Raw genomic sequence first — 21,803 nt, 5'->3', positions numbered from 1 at the left:
CAATGAAAATCAAAGAGCAAACTAGGAAACTAGCCGCAGGCTGCTCAAAACACTGTTTTGAGGTTGTGGATAGAACTGACGAAGTCAGTAACCATACCTACGGCAAGGCGACGTTGACGTGGTTTGAAGAGATTTTCGAAGAGTATAAATTTGAAAAAGGTGAGGGACAATGTCCTCTCCTTTTATGTTTTTCAGTTGCTTCCTTTCTAAAAAGCGTTATAATAGACTGTAGAATAAAAGGAGGAATCTATGAACGCGATTCAAGAATCATTTACTGATAAACTATTTGCCAACTATGAAGCAAATGTAAAATACCAAGCGATTGAAAATGCTGCTAGCCACAATGGAATTTTTGCAGCTCTAGAACGTCGCCAAAGCCATGTAGATAACACACCTGTTTTCTCATTGGATTTGACTAAGGACAAGGTAACTAACCAGAAAGCGTCTGGTCGTTGCTGGATGTTTGCAGCTCTTAACACCTTCCGCCACAAACTCATTTCACAATACAAATTGGAAAATTTCGAGTTGTCACAGGCCCACACCTTCTTCTGGGATAAGTATGAGAAATCAAACTGGTTCTTGGAGCAAGTCATTACGACTGCAGACCAAGAATTGACGAGCCGTAAGGTTAGCTTCTTACTCCAAACACCTCAACAAGACGGTGGTCAGTGGGATATGGTCGTTTCCCTCTTTGAGAAATACGGTGTCGTGCCTAAGTCAGTTTATCCTGAATCTGTTTCATCTAGTAGCAGTCGTGAGCTAAATGCCATTCTCAACAAATTGCTTCGTCAAGATGCTCAAATCTTGCGTGACTTGCTCGCTTCTGGCGCAGACCAAGCGACTGTTCAAGCTAAGAAAGAAGACCTCTTGCAAGAAATCTTTAATTTCCTTGCTATGTCACTAGGTCTTCCACCACGTAAATTTGACTTTGCTTATCGTGATAAGGATAACAACTACCAAAGTGAAAAGAGCATTACTCCACAAGAATTTTACAAGAAATATGTCAATCTTCCACTAGAAGATTACGTTTCTGTTATCAATGCTCCAACTGCTGATAAACCATACGGTAAATCTTACACAGTTGAGATGTTGGGAAATGTGGTTGGTAGCCGTGCAGTTCGCTACATCAACGTGCCGATGGAGCGCTTGAAAGAATTAGCGATTGCCCAAATGCAAGCAGGTGAGACTGTTTGGTTTGGTTCTGATGTTGGTCAGCTCAGCAACCGCAAAGCTGGAATCCTTGCGACAGATGTTTATGACTTTGAATCAAGCATGGATATTAAACTCACTCAAGACAAGGCTGGACGTTTGGACTATAGCGAAAGCTTAATGACCCACGCTATGGTCTTGACAGGTGTTGACTTGGATGAAAATGGCAAGTCAACCAAGTGGAAGGTTGAAAACTCATGGGGAGACAAGGTTGGTGCAGATGGTTACTTTGTTGCCTCAGACGCTTGGATGGACGAATACACATACCAAATCGTTGTTCGTAAGGAATTGCTGACAGCAGAAGAACAAGCTGCCTATGGAGCAGAACCAATCGTACTTGCACCATGGGATCCAATGGGAGCCTTGGCTGAATAATACTCTTAGAAAATCTCTTCAAACCACATCAGCTTTGCCTTGCCGTATATATGTTACTGACTTCGTCAGTTCTATCTGCAACCTCAAAGCAGTGCTTTGAGCAACCTGCGGCTAGCTTTCTAGTTTACTCTTTGATTTTCATTGAGTATAAAAGCATAGAAAAAAGGAATCAGGTTTAGAACCTGGTTCCTTTTGAGTTTCTTGATTACATGATACCGAAGAAACGAGCTGCGATACCTACTGCAAAGAGTGCAAGGATGATTGAGATTGGTGATACTTTTTTCTTAAGCAACCACATGCAAAGGAAAGTAAGGAGAAGTCCCATCAATCCTGGAATCAATGAGTTCAACTGACCTTGAAGGGTTTGTGGTTGAATCTTATCTAGGCTCAATCCACCAAGTGCTTGACCAAGGATACCTTTCAATTCAGCACCTGATACAGGACCTTCTGGGAAGTTGATGTAGGCACCTTCAGCCAGTTGTTTACCTGGAAGGTTAACAGTAAAGTTAATCGATACCCAACGTTGTACAAGAACGGCAAGAATGAACATACCAAGGATAGAAGCACCTTTAGTGATGTCTTTCAAGATACCACCAGACATGTCTTTAGTGATTTCAGAACCAGCCTTGTAACCAAACTCTTGTGTGTACCATAGGAAGGCCATACGGATCGCATTCCATCCGAAGAAGAAGAGAAGTGGACCAACCAAGTTACCAGATGCAGCAAGGGATGCACCAAGAGCTCCAAGGATAGGACGAACTGTAAACCAGAATACTGGGTCACCTATACCAGCAAGAGGTCCCATCATACCGATTTTAACCCCTTGGATAGCAGCGTCATCAATTTCAACACCGTTCGCACGTTCTTCTTCAAGTGCAAGAGTAACCCCCATGATTGGAGCAGCAACGTATGGGTGTGTGTTGAAGAACTCAAGGTGACGCTCAAGAGCAGCAGCTTGGTCTTCTTTAGTAGTGTACAATTTTTTGATAGCTGGGATCAATGAGTAAGCCCAACCCAAGTTTTGCATACGCTCGTAGTTCCAAGAACCTTGAAGGAATTGTGAACGCCACCAAACTTTTTTACGATCTGATTTTGATAATTGAAGTTTTTCAGTCATGATTGTTCCCCTTTCTAGTAGTCTTCTAGGATATCACCGATTGGGTCGTTAGAAGTCGCAGCTCCGCCGCCACCGTTACCACCTTGTTTTGAAAGGTTAAGGTAGATGAAGGCAAGGGCAACACCGACTACACCAAGGGCAATCAAAGTCAATTGAGAAATGGCAGCAAAAGCAAAACCGATTGCGAAGAATGGCCATACTTCACGAGTTGCCATCATGTTGATAACCATAGCGTAACCAACGGCAACGACCATAGCACCACCGACAGCCATACCACCGTTCAACCAGTCTGGCATCAATTTAAGAGCATCTTGAACGGCAGAAGCTGGGATAGCGATAAGGAAGGCTGCAGGGATAGCAATACGAAGACCTTGAAGAAGAAGTGCGATAAAGTGAGCACGTTCAACAGCCGCAATATTTCCTTCTTTAGCAGCAGCATCTGCAGTGTGAACCAAACCAACTGAGATTGTACGAACAATCATTGTCAAGAAAAGTCCAGCTACGGCAAGTGGAATAGCTGTTGCTGTTGCAACGGCGATACCTTCAGTAGTAAAGTTACCACCTTTGATCAAGATGATGGCTGCGGCAACAGATGCAAGAGCAGCGTCAGGAGCTACGGCAGCTCCGATGTTTGCCCAACCAAGGGCGATCATTTGAAGTGATCCACCAAGCATAACCCCTGCTTCGAGGTTACCAGTTGCAAGTCCGATAAGGGTACATGCGACGATTGGTTGATGGAATTGGAATTGGTCGAGGATACCTTCAAGACCTGCAAGGAAGGCAACAACTACAACCAAGACAGCAGAAATAATTGAAATATCTGACATGGTTTTATTCCTTTTCTATTTAATGATAATAAAGTGAAAAATTTTCTTAGAATTCTTCTATAGTTTGATATTTGTTATTGAACGTTGGCTTTGCTAATCAAGTCAAACAAATCTTTTTTAGTGTCGTTTGGTACTTTACGGACGTCAAATTCAACACCGAGGTCACGCATTTTTTCAAATGTAGCAACGTCATCTTTGTCCATAGACAAAACGTTGTTGACCATTGTTTTACCTGTTGAGTGAGCCATTGATCCTACGTTAAGGGTCTTGATTGGCACGCCACCTTCAATTGCACGAAGGGCATCTTGAGGTGTTTCAAACAAGATAAGGGCATGTGTTTCTCCAAAGCGTGGGTCTTTTGAAACCTCGATCAATTTTTGAATTGGAACCACATTGGCTCTGACATTATTTGGAGCTGCTTGTTTAATCAATTCTTTACGAAGATCGTCGTTGGCAACGTTATCTGAAGCAACGATAATACGGTCTGCTTTTGAATCTGGAGTCCAAGCAGTTGCAACCTGACCGTGAAGTAAACGAGTGTCTAGACGTGCAAGGTTGATTTTGAGTTTACCGTCTCCGATGACAGTTCCTTCTGGAATAGCAGCTTGGGCAACTGGAGCTGCTGCAGCGCTTGCTACTTCCTCAACTGGGTTGAGCTCTTCTGGAAGAGCTTTGATGCCATCTTTGGCTTCTTTGATGATATTCGCAGCGACTTTTTCTACACCTGCAGCAGCGTCCATGAGGCGCTCTGTATAGGCTTGAATCAACATCGGTAAATTAAGTCCTGTGATGATGGCAAACTTACGCTCAGGATTTTCTCCCATCACGCGACTAGCTTGGTTAAATGGAGATCCACTCCAAAGGTCAGCCAAAACTAGAACCTCATCTTCTGCGTCAAATGCAGCAACAGCGTTATTAAACTTAGCGTATAGATCATCAGGGCCTTCATTTGGCATAAAGGTTACAACTTGAACCTTTTCTTGTTCACCAAAGATCATAGATCCTGACTGATGAATACCCGCAGCAAATTCGCCGTGGCTCGCAATAATGATTCCGATACTCATTATTGTCATTCCTCCTTTTTTGTTTTAGTTTTCGTTTAAGAAAACTTTAAGACTTTTTAAGTATAAACCGTTTTCATCTAAAAATCAACTATTTATAATAAAAAATTAAAAAGCTTTTATTTGCAGATGTTGATATATTGAGTTTTTGGGAAGTAATCTTGAATTCTTATTTAAAAATTTAATCATGACCACCCGTCTAACGGGTGGTTTGAACCAGGGCTATAAGCCCAAATTACCAGCCAGCGCCTAAAGACGCTGGCTTTCACTTTGTTCAAGCCTCATTGCTCTTGACTCGTCACTTGCCTCTCAAAGAGGCTTTAGTATTACTTACCACTATCCCTAAAGGGATCCTCATATTCTTTTACACTCAATTTATCTAGTGCTATATCATGCTTTTCCTGTTCTTGGATATATTTCTTAATTGTGGCTTCATTAAGCCCTACTGTACTTACATAATAACCTTCTGCCCAGAAATGCCGATTTCCAAACTTGTACTTGAGATTGGCGTGTTTGTCAAACATCATGAGTGCACTTTTGCCTTTTAAATAACCCATGAAACTCGAGACACTTATCTTTGGTGGAATACTTACTAATATGTGTACATGGCCTGGCATTAAGTGACCCTCGATAATTTCAACTCCTTTATAACTACACAAGCGATGAAATATTTCGCCTAAACTACTTCGATATTGATTATAGATGACTTTTCGTCTATAATTAGGGGTGAACACAATGTGATAGAACAGTGCCACTTTGTGTGCGATAAACTATGAGCTTTTTGTGCCATATTTTTCTCCTTTCGCTTTACAATTGGTTTGAATACCTTTATTGTATCGCGTTTGGAGTTTTTTGGGTATAACCTTCGACGCGCACCCGCATAGCGGGTGGTTTTTTTGTCTCGCACCTAACGGAGCGAGACGGACTAATAGTCACATAATATAAAAAAGTTGGAAGCGCATTCCAACTTTTAAAATAGGTTTCTATTAGATTAGTGGGTGAAGTCGAGTACCATACGTCCTTGGATTTGACCTTTTTCCATTTCGTCGAAAATGGCTACGGCATCTTCTATTGGACGTTTTTGAACAACTGGAACTACTAAACCTTCTGCACCGAATTGGAAGGCTTCTTCCAAGTCTTTACGAGTTCCTACAAGAGAACCGATGACTTGGATTCCATCTAGAACGGTTTTCACGATGCTGAGTTCCATCATTTCAGAAGGAAGGCCGACAGCGACAACGCGACCACCAGCACGAACGGAGTCAACAGCCTGGTTGAAGGCAACTTTAGATACAGCAGTTACGACAGCTGAATGAGCTCCTCCATCAGTTTTTTCTCTGATGAGTCCTGGTACATCATCAACTTCTAGGCCGTTAATAACGACATCAGCACCGACTTCTTTTGCAAGGGCAAGTTTGTCGTTGTTGATATCAACTGCGATGACATGAGCATTGAATACTTTTTTAGCGTATTGAACAGCTAGGTTACCAAGCCCACCAGCACCGTAAAGAACAACCCATTGGCCTGGTTCAACTTTTGCTTCTTTTATAGCTTTATAGGTTGTTACACCAGCACATGTGATAGAAGAGGCTTGGGCTGGATCAAGTCCGTCAGGAACTTTGACAGCATAGTCTGCAGTTACGATACATTGTTCAGCCATACCACCATCTACCGAGTAGCCAGCATTTTTCACTGTACGGCAAAGAGTTTCACGGCCAGTAGTACAGTATTCGCAAGTGCCACATCCTTCAAAGAACCAAGCAACGCTGACGCGGTCGCCGACTTTAAGGCTTTTTACATCTGGGGCAATTTCTTTAACGATACCAACACCTTCGTGACCTAGGACACGTCCTGGTACCTGACCGAAGTCGCCATGGGCAACGTGGAGGTCAGTGTGGCAAACACCACAGTATTCAATTTCTACAAGTGCTTCCCCAGTTTCAAGTGGACGGAGTACTTTTTCTTCAACAGCAACACCAGTGCTTTCTGGATTTACAACAACAGCTTTCATAGCTATCCTCCTTTATATTGACCGAGAACAGGGATAACGGGACTGGATTGATTTTGTGTCAACAGAGTCGAGTATGACGAGCTCTCTTGTACTTTATATGTGAAGTATATCACAAAAGAAAGCCTTTTCCAAGGTTTTGGAGGCAAAAAATAGAACAATCGATTAACTGGTTGATGAGACTGTGAAAAGAGCACAAAGACCAGCTTGTAAGCTGGTCAGTATGGACTATAAGAATAAGTCTTGCAGGGTTTTGGCAACTCCGTCTTGGTCATTTGTCAAGGGAATTTGCTCATCTGCATAGGGGAGTAGATCTGGGTTGGCATTTTTCATTGCATAACCTTTCCCAGCAAAAGCGAGCATTTCGGTATCGTTGTGTTCATCTCCAAAGGCAATCAAATCCTTTTTGTCGCGGTTCATTACCTTGAGCAAGTAGTCCAAAGCAAAGGCTTTATTGACTCCTTTTGGAGTACACTCAAGGATATTGAGCGGACCTCCCCAGGTATTGATAGACAGTTGATGCTGGTAGAAGGCATTCATTTCTTTTGCCAAGGCATACTTGTCACTAGCTCTGGTCTGCAACAGAATACAGTTAGGATCCTTGGTTACCAACTCAGGCTGGAATCGATCTTCAGGCTGGAAAGCTTCTACACCAAATAGTTTGGGATTGGCAATTTCTTCATTAGGATTTGTAATGTAGAATTTTTTACGATATTCTCCAGCGATAAAATCGGCTTGAATGTCCTCTGAACGTTGAACCATGTCTAGCAGATATTTTTTGTCTACAGTTAAACACTTTTCAAAATCCCAAACTTGGTCTGGTAAATGAGTAAGGGAGCCGTTGAAGTTAATCATAGGAGTATCTAAGCCTAGTTCACGGTAGAAATCTTTTGACATGCGGTAAGGGCGACCTGTCGTAATAATAACTTGATGTCCTTTTTCAGCAACTTTTTTGATGGTTTCTTTGGTAAAATCAGAAATTTGACTGTCTGAGTTGAGCAGGGTTCCATCTAGGTCAACTGCAATAATTTTTTTCGTCATAGGGACCTTTCTAGTGTCTTTTCAGATAAGATGTCTACTATTATAACAAAAAGCAGGCAGAAAAGCAGATTCCAAACAAAAAATGAAATTGAATCAAATTCTTAAATAAATCAAACAAAGATATTGAAAAAGTGAATGATAAATGATATAATTCTATTATTGTTCGTAAAAATTAAAAGGAGATTGATAATGGACAAATTATTTAAACTAAAAGAGAACGGTACAGACGTTCGTACAGAGGTTCTCGCTGGTTTAACAACTTTCTTTGCAATGAGCTATATTCTCTTTGTAAACCCACAAATGCTTTCACAAACAGGGATGCCTGCTCAGGGTGTCTTCCTAGCAACGATTATTGGTGCAGTAGCGGGTACCTTGATGATGGCTTTTTATGCTAACTTGCCATACGCTCAAGCGCCAGGTATGGGACTCAATGCTTTCTTTACCTTTACAGTTGTATTTGGACTCGGTTATTCTTGGCAAGAAGCCCTAGCTATGGTCTTCATCTGTGGGATTATTTCATTGATTATTACCTTGACAAATGTTCGTAAAATGATCATTGAATCGATTCCAAATGCCCTTCGCTCAGCTATTTCAGCTGGTATCGGTGTCTTTCTTGCCTACGTGGGAATTAAGAATGCTGGACTTTTGAAATTTACGATTGATCCAGGCAACTATACTGTTGTGGGAGAAGGGGCTGACAAGGCTCAAGCAACGATTGCAGCAAACTCTTCAGCAGTTCCAGGCTTGGTCAGCTTTAATAATCCAGCTGTTTTGGTGGCTCTTGCAGGACTTGCTATCACAATTTTCTTTGTTATCAAAGGAATTAAAGGGGGAATTATTCTCTCTATCTTGACAACAACTGTTCTTGCTATTGCAGTTGGTTTGGTAGATTTGTCAAGCATCGATTTTGCTAATAACCATGTTGGTGCAGCTTTTGAAGATTTGAAGACAATCTTTGGTGCAGCTCTTGGTTCAGAAGGTTTGGGAGCTTTGATTTCAGATACAGCTCGCTTGCCTGAAACTCTGATGGCTATTCTTGCCTTCTCATTGACAGATATTTTTGATACAATTGGTACCTTGATTGGTACAGGTGAAAAAGTTGGTATCGTAGCGACAAATGGTGAAAATCATCAATCAGCTAAGTTGGACAAGGCTCTTTACTCTGACTTGATTGGTACTTCAATTGGTGCCATCGCAGGTACTTCGAACGTAACGACTTATGTTGAGTCTGCTGCTGGTATTGGTGCAGGTGGACGTACTGGTTTGACAGCCTTGGTCGTGGCAATCTGTTTTGCGATCTCAAGCTTCTTTAGCCCACTTCTAGCGATTGTACCAACAGCCGCTACAGCTCCAATCTTGATTATCGTTGGGATTATGATGTTGGCTAGCTTGAAAAATATCCATTGGGACGATATGTCTGAAGCGGTTCCTGCTTTCTTCACATCTATCTTTATGGGATTCAGCTACTCTATCACTCAAGGGATTGCAGTTGGTTTCTTGACTTACACTTTGACTAAGCTTGTCAAAGGTCAAGCTAAAGATGTTCATGTCATGATTTGGATTTTGGATGCCTTGTTTATCCTGAACTACATCAGCATGGCACTATAAATGCTATAATATAAAAAGGGGTTCTCCCCTTTTTATATTATAGTTACTTGAAAATTGCTTCAAACTAGGTAGGTGATTTTGATTGAATGGTAGGAGTATGATTGATGATAAAAAAGAATATTTGGGGTGAAGTATTAAACAGGGGGAAGTGGTTAATAATCTTTCTAGTAGGGCTTTTGTTTTCTCAGCTTCCTTTAGCCCTAGCAACTTTTCTAACCAGCAGAAAATTTCCACTGCTTCAAACTGGACTATTAGTAGGGGCCTTATCTCTTGTGGTTTTAACTGTATTTATAATAGGTGCTAGGAAAACACAGTTGGCTAGTTTTGGTTTATCGTTTTTCAAGGCTAAGGATTTGGCTAGATTGGCCTTAAGCTATCTAGTGATTCTTGCCTTTAATATTATTGGTGTGGTCTTACTGCATTTGATGAATGAAACAACAACCAGCAATCAATCAAATATTAATGATTTGGTCCAGAATAGTTCCTTAATTTCCAGTTTTTTCTTACTGGTTCTAATAGCTCCTATTTGTGAGGAGATTTTATGTCGAGGAGTGATTCCTAAAAAACTCTTTCGTGGTAAAGAAAATGTGGGTTATATAGTCGGTGCTATTATCTTTGCCTTGCTTCATTTACCGACAAATCTGCCTTCTCTTCTTATCTATGGAGGAATGTCAACTGTGCTAACTTGGACAGTTTATAAAACCCAACGTTTGGAAATGTCTATCTTACTTCACATGATTGTGAATGGGGTTGTTTTCTGTTTGCTGGCTCTTGTGGTGATTTTGAGTCGGACATTAGGGATTTCTGTTTAATACTCAATGAAAATCAAAGAGTAAACTAGGAAACTAGCCGCAGGCTGTACTTAAGTACGGCAAGGCGACGTTGACGCGATTTGAAGAGATTTTCGAAGAGTATAAGATTATTGACAATTGCTTACTCGTTTCTACTGGGAAAAAGATGAATGCAATCGTGTCCATCTTTTTCTTTTTATGGTAAAATAGAGAAATAATATGGTGAAAAGCCTTGAGGGAGTGACCGAATGTCAAGTAAAACCAATCATGCAAAGACAGCTATTTGCGGAATTATCAATGTAACCCCAGATTCCTTTTCGGATGGTGGTCAATTTTTTGCTCTTGAGCAGGCGCTCCAGCAGGCTCGTAAATTGATAGCAGAAGGGGCTAGTATGCTAGATATCGGCGGAGAATCGACTCGGCCGCGGCCGGGAAGCAGCTATGTTGAGATAGAAGAGGAAATCCAGCGTGTTGTTCCAGTGATTAAAGCTATTCGCAAGGAAAGTGACGTCCTTATCTCTATCGATACTTGGAAAAGTCAGGTGGCAGAGGCTGCTTTAGCTGCTGGTGCAAATCTAGTCAATGATATCACTGGACTCATGGGTGATGAAAGAATGGCTCATGTGGTTGCTAAGGCTAGAGCGAAAGTGGTCATCATGTTTAATCCAGTTATGGCTCGACCTCAGCACCCTAGCTCGCTTATATTCCCTCATTTTGGATTTGGTCAAGCTTTTACAGAGGAAGAATTAGCTAACTTTGAAAAATTGCCAATCGAAGAGTTGATGGAGGCTTTCTTTAAACGAGCACTAGCGAGAGCAGAGGAAGCTGGTATTGCACAAGAAAATATCCTGTTGGACCTAGGAATCGGCTTTGGTCTGACCAAGAAAGAAAATCTGCTTCTTTTACGGGACCTGGATAAACTACATCAGAAAGGCTATCCAATCTTTCTTGGAGTGTCGCGCAAGCGATTTGTCATCAATATCCTTGAAGAAAGTGGTTTTGAAGTCAATCCTGAGACAGAAATTGGTTTCCGCAATCGGGACACGGCTTCGGCTCATGTAACTAGTATCGCTGCGATACAGGGTGTAGAAGTGGTGCGCGTGCATGACGTAGCTAGTCACAAGATGGCAGTTGAAATTGCCTCCGCTATTCGTCTTGCTGATGAAGCGGAAAATCTAGATTTAAAACAATATAAATAAGATGAAAGAGATTCAAAACAATCAGTGGATTGCCAACTACCGGACGGACCAACCGCATTTTGGCTTGGAACGCATGGTGGAACTATTAGCTTTGCGTGGCAATCCCCATCTCAAACTCAAGGTCATCCATATCGGAGGGACCAATGGCAAGGGGTCTACCATTACTTTTTTGAAGAATATGCTAGAAAAACTAGAGCTGAGAGTTGGAGTTTTCAGCTCGCCCTATCTCATTCATTACACAGACCAGATTAGCATCAATGGGGAATCTATCCCAGAGGCTAGACTCGAAACCCTCATGGCAGACTATCAGTCTTTGCTGGAGGGAGAAGTGGCTGCCAATTTACAGGGCACAACCGAGTTTGAGATTATCACAGCCATAGCCTATGACTACTTTGCCTCAGAGCAAGTAGATGTGGCTATCATGGAAGTGGGCATGGGTGGACTCTTGGATAGTACCAATGTCTGTCAGCCCATTTTGACAGGAATTACGACTATTGGATTGGACCATGTAGCCCTACTTGGTGACACCTTGGAAGCCATAGCAGAGCAGAAAGCTGGTATTATCAAACAAGGTATTCCCTTGGTAACAGGGCGTATTGCTCCAGAAGCGCTGGCTGTGATTGACCGCATTGCGGAAGGGAAAGATGCGCCGAGACTTGCCTATGAGAAAGATTATCAGGTTAGCCATCAAAAGAGTGTGGTTACAGGCGAAGTCTTTGACTATACAAGTGTTGTCAGACAAGGTCGCTTCCAGACTGGCCTGCTTGGTTTGCACCAGATAGAGAATGCTGGGATGGCCATAGCTTTACTTGATACTTTTTGTCAAGAAGATGGTCGAGAACTAGCAAGCAATCACTTGCTTGCTCAAGCTCTGGAAGAAACAAGATGGCCGGGGCGTCTGGAGGTCGTGTCAAGGAACCCCTTGATGATCTTGGATGGGGCCCACAATCCCCATGCTATCAAGGCTTTACTAGCAACCTTGCAAGAACGCTTTGCGGATTATCGTAAGGAAATCCTCTTTACTTGTATCAAAACCAAGGCCTTGGAGGATATGTTGGACTTGCTGGGGACCATGCCGAATACCGAGCTTACCCTGACACATTTTGCGGATGGTCGGGCGACTGATGAAAGCGTGCTGAAAGAGGCAGCTAAGTCTAGAAATCTCAGCTACCAAGGTTGGCAGGATTTTCTAGAGCAGAAATTGACAGATAAAAAAGAAGAGAAACAAACAGTTAGGATTATCACGGGTTCCTTGTATTTCTTGAGCCAAGTGAGAGCCTATTTGATGGAGAGGAAGAACGAAAATGGATACACAAAAGATTGAAACAGCTGTAAAAATGATTATCGAGGCTGTAGGAGAGGACGTTAATCGCGAGGGCTTGCAGGAAACACCTGCTCGTGTCGCTCGTATGTATCAAGAGATTTTTTCAGGTCTTGGTCAAACAGCGGAGGAACATTTGTCAAAATCTTTTGAGATTATTGACGATAATATGGTGGTAGAAAAGGATATCTTTTTCCATACCATGTGTGAACACCACTTCTTGCCATTTTATGGGAGAGCGCATATTGCCTATATTCCAGATGGTCGTGTGGCAGGTTTGTCTAAGCTAGCCCGTACGGTTGAAGTTTATTCGAAAAAACCACAAATTCAAGAACGTTTGAATATCGAAGTAGCCGATGCCTTGATGGAGTATCTAGGCGCTAAGGGAGCCTTTGTTGTCATTGAGGCAGAACATATGTGTATGAGCATGCGTGGTGTCAGAAAACCAGGAACTGCAACCTTGACGACAGTAGCTCGTGGTCTATTTGAAACAGATAAGGACCTTCGAGATCAGGCCTATCGTTTAATGGGACTATAATACTCTTCAAAAATCAAATTCAAACCACGTCAGCTTCCATCTGCAACCTCAAAACAGTGTTTTGAGCAGACTGCGGCTAGCTTCCTAGTTTGCACTTTGATTTTCATTGAGTATAAAAAGAATCCGCTTTGGGCGGATTTTTCGAGAAAGGAATCATTATGGATCAACTGCAGATTAAGGATTTGGAAATTTTTGCCTATCATGGTCTTTTTCCTAGTGAGAAAGAATTGGGGCAGAAGTTTGTCGTTTCAGCTATCCTATCCTATGATATGACCAAGGCGGCTACAGACTTGAATTTAACGGCTTCTGTCCATTACGGAGAATTGTGTCAGCAGTGGACGACTTGGTTTCAGGAAACCACTGAGGACTTGATTGAAACGGTAGCCTACAAACTGGTAGAACGTACCTTTGAGGCCTATCCTCTTGTCCAAGAAATGAAGTTGGAACTGAAAAAGCCTTGGGCGCCAGTGCATTTGCCACTAGACACTTGCTCAGTAACAATCCACCGTCACAAGCAACGGGCCTTTATCGCCCTAGGAAGTAATATGGGAGATAAACAAGCAAACTTGAAACAAGCCATTGAGAAGATGCGAGCTCGTAGCATCCATATTCTCAAAGAATCCAGTGTCTTGACGACGGAGCCTTGGGGTGGTGTGGAGCAAGATAGCTTTGCTAATCAAGTGGTTGAGGTGGAAACCTGGTTGCCGGCCCCAGTTCTATTAGAGACCTTGTTAGCCATTGAGTCAGAGATGGGACGGGTGAGAGAAGTACATTGGGGGCCTCGTTTGATTGATTTGGACTTGCTCTTTGTGGAGGATCAGATTCTTTATACAGACAACCTCATCTTGCCTCATCCTTATATAGCGGAACGCCTTTTTGTCCTTGAATCTCTTCAAGAAATTGCGCCTCATTTTATCCATCCTACCTTAAAGCAACCGATCCGCAACTTGTATAATGCTTTGAAAAAATAGAAAAAACTCTAGTTTTCAGTCGCTTGTAACTGAAGGCTAGAGTTTTTATACTCTTCGAAAATCTCTTCAAACCACGTCAGCGTCGCCTTACCGTACTCAAGTACAGCTTGCGGCTAGCTTCCTAGTTTGCTCTTTGATTTTCATTGAGTATTAAAATAGGTCATTTTCTTCTGGGAGGAGGATAGTCTCTCTACCGTCCATATCTAAAACCAAGACTCTGGGGGGATAAAGAGGGTCGAAAGGGTGGTTAAAGTCAAAATCAATGGCTGTAGGGAGGTGTTGGCTTGAAAAGTGGAAGGTAATCTTTCCTTGGTTATTAAGCAATTGAAACTCAAGTTCTTCTTCCAATTCAAAGACATTTTTTAAGAAATGGTCGATGATATACCAAAAAGAGTCAATAACGTCATCAGGCAAGCTGGTAACAATGCCAAAACTAGCTGACCGCATGTGGGTATTGGTAAAAGCCATATCTCTACCCCCTTTCTTTTCCCTTATCATACAGCAAATAGGATTAAAAATCAAGAAAAGGTGATTTTTTGGCAAGAAAAAAAGGTGATACATAGGGTTAAGAACCGCGGCTATTAGGGTATGGTTATCAATTGGAGTAGTTTCTACGTCAGTGTAAAATTCATTACTATTTTTGACTTTTATGTTCACGTTTATCAAAATAAGCCCCTAGGATATGGCCGGAAGCATCATCAATGGCTAAGTGTAAGTTGGTGGTTTCTGCTCCAAACCAGGCATGAGGGCTGGCATCCATTTGGATGAGTTCTCCAGTAAATTTCTTTCTGGGTCTACTAGGATATACCTTTTTAGGGTCTTCCAGGAAGTCTTCAGCCGTCGGTAAGATTGGATTGTCTAGGGGTTGATTCAGGTTCAGTTTAGCTTGTTTTCTTACTCTCTTCTTTGTCTTTCTGTGAGACTTAGGAGAATGTTTTCCTTATAGAGTATTTTTCTAACAGTTGTATCAGAGAGCTTAATTCCCTCTTCTTCAGCTAGTAATTCACAGAAATGAAGAACATTTGGTTTATATGTTTCATAGGAGAGGTATCGCTTTAGGACACGTTCTTTGATTTCATCAGGGATTGCCTGTTTTGGTTTTCGATTTCTGCTTCCGTGTCTGAAGGCTTCTTTTCCTTTCTGTTGATAGACTAGTAGCAGACGATTGATTTGTCTTTCAGAAAGATTGAGTTCGACACAGGCTCGTTTCTTTGTTTTTTTCATTGGGCAATAGCTGTTATCACAAGATATTTTTTCGTTTCATTCATATTTAGTTGGATCCTTTTCATATGACTATTCTATCAAATGAGACATTTTCACGTTCGATTTACTAAAGACATTATCACATTCGAATCACATCAAATAAAAAAATGCTAAATTCCCAAACGAAGTTCCACTGTTAGTAGAAGTGGAAGTTAGTGTGAGACGTTTGAATGGGGTTAAAGGTTAGTTTTTAGAACTTATGTTGGAGTAATTTAGACGACTGGCAGACGTCTTCTGCAGGTATTTTAGAAATGCCGAAAAGCTTAGGAATCTCTTCTCCATAGGTAAATGCAAAGAGCTCATAGGCTGACTTTCCATTCAAAGTAGCACGTTTGACGCTGTTGACATGCGAACAAACTAGATTGATGTCCTCCTGAGTTAAGTTGTCAAAGGAAGTTCCCTTAGGTAGAATATCGCGAACCAGCGTGTGATTTTTCTCAATTCTCCCTTTCTGGTCAGAGCGATTAGGGTCACAAAAGAATAGCTTACTCTCTCCTCGCACATCCATTTCGATGTCATCAACCCTGGCAAACTCTCCACCATTATCTGTCAGGATGACAGGAAAAAGTTGGAAGAAGTCTTTGTCCGCTTGATGAAGAGTATTCTTGATATCATAGAGGTGTTTGGTAACCTCAAGGGCAGTTTTATTATCCAGAAGTCTAGCGAAGATAAAGTTACAGAAAGATAAATTGAAGGTCAGTAGGACTTTGCCTCCCATCCTCTCCAGAACTGTATCCATTTCTAGCCAAGAGTCTAGTTGATTCAGTTTTAAATAGTTTTGAAGATCCTCATAGGAACGTCCTTTTTTAGCTTCTTTAGGGATAGAAGGTAGCTTACTTTTCCGTCTTTCTTTGAATTTAACGGCTCTGGCTAGGTCAATAGGAGCGATAGACAGGTACCCTTTTCGGATGTGTCGATAGACGGTTGAGGAGCTGACATCAAGGTTATGAGTTTTGAGGATATGATAGATGTGTTGTCCCTTTTTAACCCCATCAGAAATGATTTTATCCATGTCCCAGAAGGTCTTGGAATTGAGGGGAGTTCCTTCACGAGCTTCGACAAGAGTTTGTTCGTATTGTTTTTGAGCTTGTTTAGCGAGATAGAAGATTTTCTGATAGCCACAGTTTTGTCTTCTTTTAGGACACCCATTACAGACAAAGGGAGCTTTGTCGAGTAGAGGGCAAGGAAGGTTATGGCATGTAGATTCTCGGACCTGTCTGTTTCGTTTGACTTCTTTGGAAACAGTAGTTGGGTCTTTTAGAATAAGTTGCCCGATAGCTTTGAAGGTTTCACCGCGCTCTAAGCCCAGTTGGATATCATTACGGTCTGAAAGGGTAAGGTGTTTATGTTTTGACATAGTTAGCCTCATTTCTAACTCAAACGTCTCACACTTAATTCCACCATAAAAATCCGTTTTAGACTAATTTCCACTTCGGTTAGGTAAGTAGAAGTTACTTTGAGAAGTTACGTTAAATAAAAAAATCTTCCAATTCCCTTGCAAAAATGAAGAAAGTGTGATAACATAGTACGGTATGTGGTGCTAGCACATCCGCTATATTAGATCTAATAGGAGGAAAACACAATGGCTAAAGTATGTTACTTTACAGGTCGTAAGACTGTATCAGGAAACAACCGTTCACACGCGATGAACCAAACAAAACGTGCCGTAAAACCAAACCTTCAAAAAGTTACTGTTCTTATCGATGGTAAACCTAAAAAAGTTTGGGCTTCAGCTCGTGCTTTGAAATCAGGTAAAGTTGAACGCGTTTAATATATAAAAGTAAGGAGACCTTAGGGTCTTTTTTCTTTTACTGTAGGTATAAAATCATTTGAAAAATAGAGTAAATATCCGCTGATACAGTATTCTGCTTTTACACTTGGGCTGAAATATGATAAAATAGAGTATCAACTAGTTGAGGTAAAAAGGATGACTGTAAAAATTAATACAAAAGATGGTCAAATCGAACTAACAGATGAAGTGATTGCAACCGTCGTAGGTGGAGCAGCAACTGAGATTTTTGGTGTGGTCGGTATGGCTAGTAAAAATGCCCTCAAAGATAATTTCCAAGCCCTTCTAGGTAAGGAAAATTATTCCAAAGGTGTCGTCGTAAAAGCGGCCGAAGATGGCAGTATTGCAGTTGATGTATATACCGTGTTGAGCTACGGAACAAAGATTAGCGAAGTGTCAAAAAACATTCAAGAGCGTGTTCGTTTTAGCTTGGAAAACCAGCTTGGAATTACTGCTCAGACTGTAAATGTCTACATTCAAAATATCAAAGTTGTAGGAGAATAACCGTGTCAAAAATTACTACTAGCTTATTTCAAGAAATGGTGCAGGCTGCATCAACTCGCTTGAATAAGCAAGCTGAATATGTCAATTCATTAAACGTCTTTCCAGTTCCAGATGGAGATACTGGAACAAATATGGGAATGACCATTGAAAATGGAGCCAAAGAAGTTGCAGACAAGCCAGCTTCTACAGCGGGAGAGGTAGCGAGCATTCTTGCCAAAGGTCTTTTGATGGGTGCGCGTGGAAATTCAGGAGTTATTACATCTCAGCTTTTCCGTGGATTTTCACAAGCTATCAAGGATAAAGACGAGTTAACAGGTCAAGACTTGGCTCTTGCCTTCCAATCAGGTGTGGAAGTTGCTTATAAGGCAGTGATGAAACCAGTTGAAGGAACGATTTTGACAGTTTCTCGTGGGGCCGCTATCGGTGCTAAGAAAAAAGCTGAGCAAACAGATGACGCTGTTGAAGTGATGCGCGCAGCCTTGGAAGGTGCTAAAACAGCCCTTGCTAAGACTCCAGATATGCTTCCAGTGTTGAAAGAAGTTGGCGTTGTGGACTCGGGTGGTCAAGGTTTGGTCTTCATCTACGAAGGTTTCCTTTCAGCCCTTACTGGCGAATACATTGCATCTGAGGACTTTGTAGCGACTCCTGCTAATATGAGTGAGATGATCAATGCAGAGCACCACAAGTCTGTAGCTGGTCATGTAGCGACTGAGGACATCACATTTGGTTACTGTACTGAAATCATGGTAGCCCTTAAGCAAGGCCCAACCTATGCCAAAGATTTTGACTACGACGAATTCCGTAACTACTTGAATGAACTTGGAGACTCTCTCCTTGTTGTCAACGATGATGAAATCGTCAAAGTCCATGTCCATACAGAAGATCCAGGTCTTGTTATGCAAGAAGGTCTCAAATATGGTAGCTTGGTCAAGGTAAAAGTTGACAATATGCGTAACCAACACGAAGCACAGGTTGAGAAAGAAGCTACTCAAGTTAGCAAGCCAGCTGAAGAAAAAGAGTATGCTTTGATTGCTGTAGTTGCTGGTAAAGGTCTAGCAGATATCTTCCGTTCTCAAGGCGTGGATTATGTTATTGAAGGCGGTCAAACTATGAACCCTTCAACAGAAGACTTTATCAAGGCTGTTGAACAGGTCAACGCTCGTAACATCATCTTCTTGCCAAACAACAAAAACATCTTCATGGCAGCTCAATCTGCAGCAGAAGTTTTGGAGCAACCAGCAGTAGTGGTAGAAGCTCGTACTCTTCCTCAAGGTTTGACAAGTCTTCTTGCCTTTGATCCAAGCAAGTTCATCGAAGAAAACCAAGAGCGTATGACAGCTGCTCTTAGCGATGTTGTTAGTGGAAGCGTCACAACAGCCGTTCGTGATACAACCATTGATGGCTTAGAAATCCATGAAAATGATAATCTAGGTATGGTGGATGGGAAAATTCTCGTGTCAAACCCTGACATGCACCAAACCTTGACAGAAACATTGAAACATATGTTGGATGAAGATAGTGAAATTGTAACATTCTATGTCGGTGAAGACGGAAGCGAAGAACTTGCTAATGAAATTGCTCAAGAAATCGCAGAAGAATTCGAAGATGTTGAAGTCGAGATTCACCAAGGCCAACAACCTGTTTACCCATACCTATTTAGTGTGGAATAAGATTAATAAAGAACTGAGAAATCAGTTCTTTTTTCTTTTTGAAAAATGGAATCGGTATCTTTTAAATAAAAACAAAAATAATATTCATAAAAAAACGTTAAAATAGAAAATTCAGAAAATTTCTTCTTTTCTCTTGAAAAATCTTGAAAAAATGGTATGATAGTAACAAGTTATTTTTAAGAGAAGAGAAAGGGGAACAATGGAGAAAATCAGTTTAGAATCTCCTAAGACGGGGTCGGATCTAGTTTTGGAAACACTTCGTGATTTAGGAATTGATACCATCTTTGGTTATCCTGGTGGTGCAGTCTTGCCTTTTTATGATGCGATATATAATTTTAAAGGCATTCGCCACATTCTAGGACGCCATGAGCAAGGTTGTCTGCATGAAGCTGAAGGTTATGCCAAATCAACTGGAAAGTTGGGTGTTGCCGTCGTCACTAGCGGACCTGGAGCAACAAATGCCATTACAGGAATTGCAGATGCCATGAGCGATAGTGTTCCCCTTTTGGTCTTTACAGGTCAGGTGGCGCGAGCGGGGATTGGGAAGGATGCCTTTCAGGAGGCAGACATCGTGGGAATTACCATGCCAATCACTAAGTACAATTACCAAGTTCGTGAGACAGCTGATATTCCGCGTATCATTACGGAAGCTGTCCATATCGCAACTACAGGCCGTCCAGGGCCAGTGGTCATTGACCTGCCTAAAGACGTATCTGCTTTAGAAACAGACTTCATTTATTCACCAGAAGTGAACCTACCAAGCTATCAGCCAACTCTTGAGCCAAATGATATGCAAATCAAGAAAATCTTGAAGCAATTATCCAAGGCTAAAAAGCCAGTCTTGTTAGCTGGTGGTGGAATTAGTTATGCTGAAGCAGCTGCAGAATTAAATGAATTTGCAGAACGATATCAAATTCCAGTGGTAACCAGTCTTTTGGGACAAGGAACGATTGCAACGAGTCATCCACTCTTTCTTGGAATGGGGGGGATGCATGGGTCTTTCGCAGCGAATATTGCCATGACAGAGACGGACTTTATGATTAGTATTGGCTCTCGTTTTGATGACCGTTTGACAGGAAATCCTAAGACCTTCGCTAAGAATGCTAAGGTTGCCCACATTGATATTGACCCAGCTGAGATCGGCAAGATTATCAGTGCAGATATTCCTGTAGTTGGAGATGCTAAGAAAGCCTTGCAAATGTTGTTGGCTGAACCGACAGTTCATAACAATACTGAAAAATGGATTGAGAAAGTTACTAAAGACAAGAACCGTGTTCGTTCTTATGATAAGAAAGAGCGTGTGGTTCAACCGCAAGCTGTTATTGAACGAATTGGTGAATTGACGAATGGAGATGCCATTGTGGTAACAGACGTTGGTCAACACCAAATGTGGACAGCCCAGTATTATCCATATCAAAATGAACGTCAGTTAGTGACTTCAGGTGGTTTAGGAACCATGGGATTTGGAATTCCAGCAGCAATTGGAGCTAAAATTGCTAACCCAGATAAGGAAGTAGTCTTGTTCGTTGGGGATGGTGGTTTCCAAATGACTAATCAGGAATTGGCGATTTTGAACATTTACAAGGTGCCAATCAAGGTGGTTATGCTGAACAACCACTCACTTGGAATGGTCCGCCAGTGGCAAGAATCCTTCTATGAAGGTAGAACATCAGAGTCAGTCTTTGATACCCTTCCTGATTTTCAACTGATGGCACAGGCTTATGGCATTAAAAACTATAAGTTTGACAATCCTGAGACCTTGGCTCAAGACCTTGAAGTTATCACTGAGAATGTTCCTATGCTAATCGAGGTAGATATTTCTCGTAAGGAACAGGTGCTACCAATGGTACCAGCTGGTAAGAGTAATCATGAGATGTTGGGGGTGAAGTTCCATGCGTAGAATGTTAACAGCAAAACTACAAAATCGTTCAGGAGTCCTCAATCGCTTTACCGGTGTCCTGTCTCGTCGTCAGGTTAATATCGAAAGTATCTCTGTTGGAGCAACAGAAGATCCGAATGTATCGCGTATCACCATTATTATTGATGTAGCTTCTCATGATGAAGTGGAGCAAATCATCAAGCAACTCAATCGTCAGATTGATGTGATTCGCATTCGTGATATTACGGATAAACCACACTTGGAACGCGAGGTGATTTTGGTTAAGATGTCAGCGCCAGCTGAGAAGCGTGCTGAGATTCTAGCGATTATTCAACCTTTCCGTGCAACGGTGGTAGACGTAGCGCCAAGCTCGATTACCATTCAGATGACAGGAAATGCTGAAAAGAGTGAAGCTCTATTGCGAGTCATTCGACCATACGGTATTCGCAATATCGCTCGAACCGGAGCAACTGGATTTACCCGCGATTAATACTCTTCGAAAATCAAATTCAAACTACGTCAGCTTCGCCTTGCCGTACTCAAGTACAGCCTGCGGCTAGCTTCCTAGTTTGCTCTTTGATTTTCATTGAGTATAAAAAAACTTAATTTTGTTAAACCAGCCTAAAAGGCAA

20 protein-coding genes and 2 pseudogenes are annotated in these 21,803 nt (G+C 41.7%); 13 read left to right on the top strand and 9 right to left on the bottom strand.

Going from position 1 to position 21,803, the window contains the following annotated elements; genetic code table 11:
• The first annotated feature begins 2 nt into the window (after positions 1–2).
• Positions 3–278 (top strand): hypothetical protein, encoded by a 276-nt coding sequence (locus PCY12_RS05445; RefSeq protein ID WP_301351941.1) that lies wholly within the window; start codon positions 3–5, stop codon positions 276–278.
• On the top strand, positions 250–1,584 hold the full coding sequence (gene pepC, locus PCY12_RS05440) for an aminopeptidase C (RefSeq protein WP_301351940.1): 1,335 nt from the start codon (positions 250–252) through the stop codon (positions 1,582–1,584). Before PCY12_RS05445 ends, pepC begins: the two co-directional genes overlap by 29 nt.
• Before the next feature lie 205 nt (positions 1,585–1,789).
• Here pepC and PCY12_RS05435 read toward each other — a convergent pair whose 3' ends face one another.
• The 6 genes and pseudogenes from PCY12_RS05435 to PCY12_RS05410 all read right to left on the bottom strand — a co-directional run bounded on the left by PCY12_RS05435 (position 1,790) and on the right by PCY12_RS05410 (position 7,638).
• Positions 1,790–2,701, bottom strand: coding sequence for a PTS system mannose/fructose/sorbose family transporter subunit IID (locus tag PCY12_RS05435; protein WP_000136858.1), 912 nt, complete (start codon positions 2,699–2,701; stop codon positions 1,790–1,792).
• Positions 2,702–2,715: 14 nt separating this feature from the next.
• Positions 2,716–3,528, bottom strand: coding sequence for a PTS mannose/fructose/sorbose transporter subunit IIC (locus tag PCY12_RS05430; protein WP_001280328.1), 813 nt, complete (start codon positions 3,526–3,528; stop codon positions 2,716–2,718).
• 74 nt (positions 3,529–3,602) lie between these two features.
• Positions 3,603–4,592, bottom strand: coding sequence for a PTS sugar transporter subunit IIB (locus tag PCY12_RS05425; protein WP_033688085.1), 990 nt, complete (start codon positions 4,590–4,592; stop codon positions 3,603–3,605).
• Positions 4,593–4,915: 323 nt separating this feature from the next.
• A pseudogene (tnpA, locus tag PCY12_RS05420) lies at positions 4,916–5,379 on the bottom strand (IS200/IS605 family transposase).
• A gap of 201 nt (positions 5,380–5,580) precedes the next feature.
• Positions 5,581–6,600: an alcohol dehydrogenase AdhP gene (gene adhP / locus PCY12_RS05415; protein WP_173225990.1), complete on the bottom strand. Its 1,020-nt coding sequence runs from the start codon at positions 6,598–6,600 to the stop codon at positions 5,581–5,583.
• 225 nt (positions 6,601–6,825) lie between these two features.
• A complete protein-coding gene (locus PCY12_RS05410; protein WP_301351939.1) occupies positions 6,826–7,638 on the bottom strand; it encodes a Cof-type HAD-IIB family hydrolase in 813 nt (270 codons plus the stop codon).
• A 189-nt stretch (positions 7,639–7,827) separates the two neighbouring features.
• On the opposite strand from PCY12_RS05410, the gene PCY12_RS05405 reads away from it, so the two are divergent.
• The 6 genes from PCY12_RS05405 to folK all read left to right on the top strand — a co-directional run bounded on the left by PCY12_RS05405 (position 7,828) and on the right by folK (position 14,066).
• Entirely contained in the window at positions 7,828–9,246 is a 1,419-nt protein-coding gene (locus PCY12_RS05405) for an NCS2 family permease (protein WP_000359311.1), read from the top strand.
• A 104-nt stretch (positions 9,247–9,350) separates the two neighbouring features.
• Entirely contained in the window at positions 9,351–10,058 is a 708-nt protein-coding gene (locus PCY12_RS05400; protein ID WP_301351938.1) for a CPBP family intramembrane glutamic endopeptidase, read from the top strand.
• Between the two features lie 227 nt (positions 10,059–10,285).
• On the top strand, positions 10,286–11,236 hold the full coding sequence (gene folP, locus PCY12_RS05395) for a dihydropteroate synthase (protein ID WP_367316714.1): 951 nt from the start codon (positions 10,286–10,288) through the stop codon (positions 11,234–11,236).
• Between the two features lies 1 nt (position 11,237).
• A complete protein-coding gene (locus PCY12_RS05390; RefSeq protein ID WP_301351936.1) occupies positions 11,238–12,560 on the top strand; it encodes a folylpolyglutamate synthase/dihydrofolate synthase family protein in 1,323 nt (440 codons plus the stop codon).
• Entirely contained in the window at positions 12,541–13,095 is a 555-nt protein-coding gene (gene folE / locus PCY12_RS05385; RefSeq protein WP_050208078.1) for a GTP cyclohydrolase I FolE, read from the top strand. The genes PCY12_RS05390 and folE overlap by 20 nt, the downstream gene beginning before the upstream one ends.
• Before the next feature lie 158 nt (positions 13,096–13,253).
• The gene (folK, locus tag PCY12_RS05380) at positions 13,254–14,066 is read left to right on the top strand and encodes a 2-amino-4-hydroxy-6-hydroxymethyldihydropteridine diphosphokinase (RefSeq protein WP_301351935.1); all 813 of its coding nucleotides are present in this window, start codon (positions 13,254–13,256) and stop codon (positions 14,064–14,066) included.
• 150 nt (positions 14,067–14,216) lie between these two features.
• On the opposite strand, the gene PCY12_RS05375 is transcribed toward folK, so the two are convergent.
• The 3 genes and pseudogenes from PCY12_RS05375 to PCY12_RS05365 form a co-directional block, all read right to left on the bottom strand.
• Positions 14,217–14,534, bottom strand: a complete 318-nt coding sequence (locus PCY12_RS05375) for a DUF960 domain-containing protein (RefSeq protein ID WP_000886035.1) — start codon at positions 14,532–14,534, stop codon at positions 14,217–14,219.
• Between the two features lie 184 nt (positions 14,535–14,718).
• Positions 14,719–15,334 (bottom strand): annotated as a pseudogene (locus tag PCY12_RS05370) (helix-turn-helix domain-containing protein); the annotation flags it as partial.
• Between the two features lie 185 nt (positions 15,335–15,519).
• On the bottom strand, positions 15,520–16,686 hold the full coding sequence (locus tag PCY12_RS05365) for an IS30 family transposase (RefSeq protein ID WP_301351934.1): 1,167 nt from the start codon (positions 16,684–16,686) through the stop codon (positions 15,520–15,522).
• A gap of 225 nt (positions 16,687–16,911) precedes the next feature.
• Here PCY12_RS05365 and rpmB point away from each other — a divergent pair, with 225 nt between their 5' ends.
• From rpmB to ilvN, 5 genes are all read left to right on the top strand, one after another.
• Positions 16,912–17,100, top strand: coding sequence for a 50S ribosomal protein L28 (rpmB, locus tag PCY12_RS05360; protein ID WP_001140948.1), 189 nt, complete (start codon positions 16,912–16,914; stop codon positions 17,098–17,100).
• A gap of 156 nt (positions 17,101–17,256) precedes the next feature.
• On the top strand, positions 17,257–17,622 hold the full coding sequence (locus tag PCY12_RS05355) for an Asp23/Gls24 family envelope stress response protein (protein WP_000216437.1): 366 nt from the start codon (positions 17,257–17,259) through the stop codon (positions 17,620–17,622).
• A 2-nt stretch (positions 17,623–17,624) separates the two neighbouring features.
• On the top strand, positions 17,625–19,292 hold the full coding sequence (locus PCY12_RS05350; protein WP_301351932.1) for a DAK2 domain-containing protein: 1,668 nt from the start codon (positions 17,625–17,627) through the stop codon (positions 19,290–19,292).
• Between the two features lie 199 nt (positions 19,293–19,491).
• Positions 19,492–21,192, top strand: a complete 1,701-nt coding sequence (locus PCY12_RS05345) for an acetolactate synthase large subunit (RefSeq protein ID WP_261059788.1) — start codon at positions 19,492–19,494, stop codon at positions 21,190–21,192.
• Complete coding sequence (gene ilvN, locus PCY12_RS05340) at positions 21,185–21,661, top strand: acetolactate synthase small subunit (protein ID WP_001253803.1); 477 nt, start codon at positions 21,185–21,187, stop codon at positions 21,659–21,661. Before PCY12_RS05345 ends, ilvN begins: the two co-directional genes overlap by 8 nt.
• The last annotated feature ends 142 nt before the right edge of the window (positions 21,662–21,803 follow it).

The organism is Streptococcus sp. SPS1, from assembly GCF_030439915.1.
GTDB lineage: Bacteria > Bacillota > Bacilli > Lactobacillales > Streptococcaceae > Streptococcus.
This window is presented reverse-complemented; position numbering and strand designations above follow the sequence as displayed.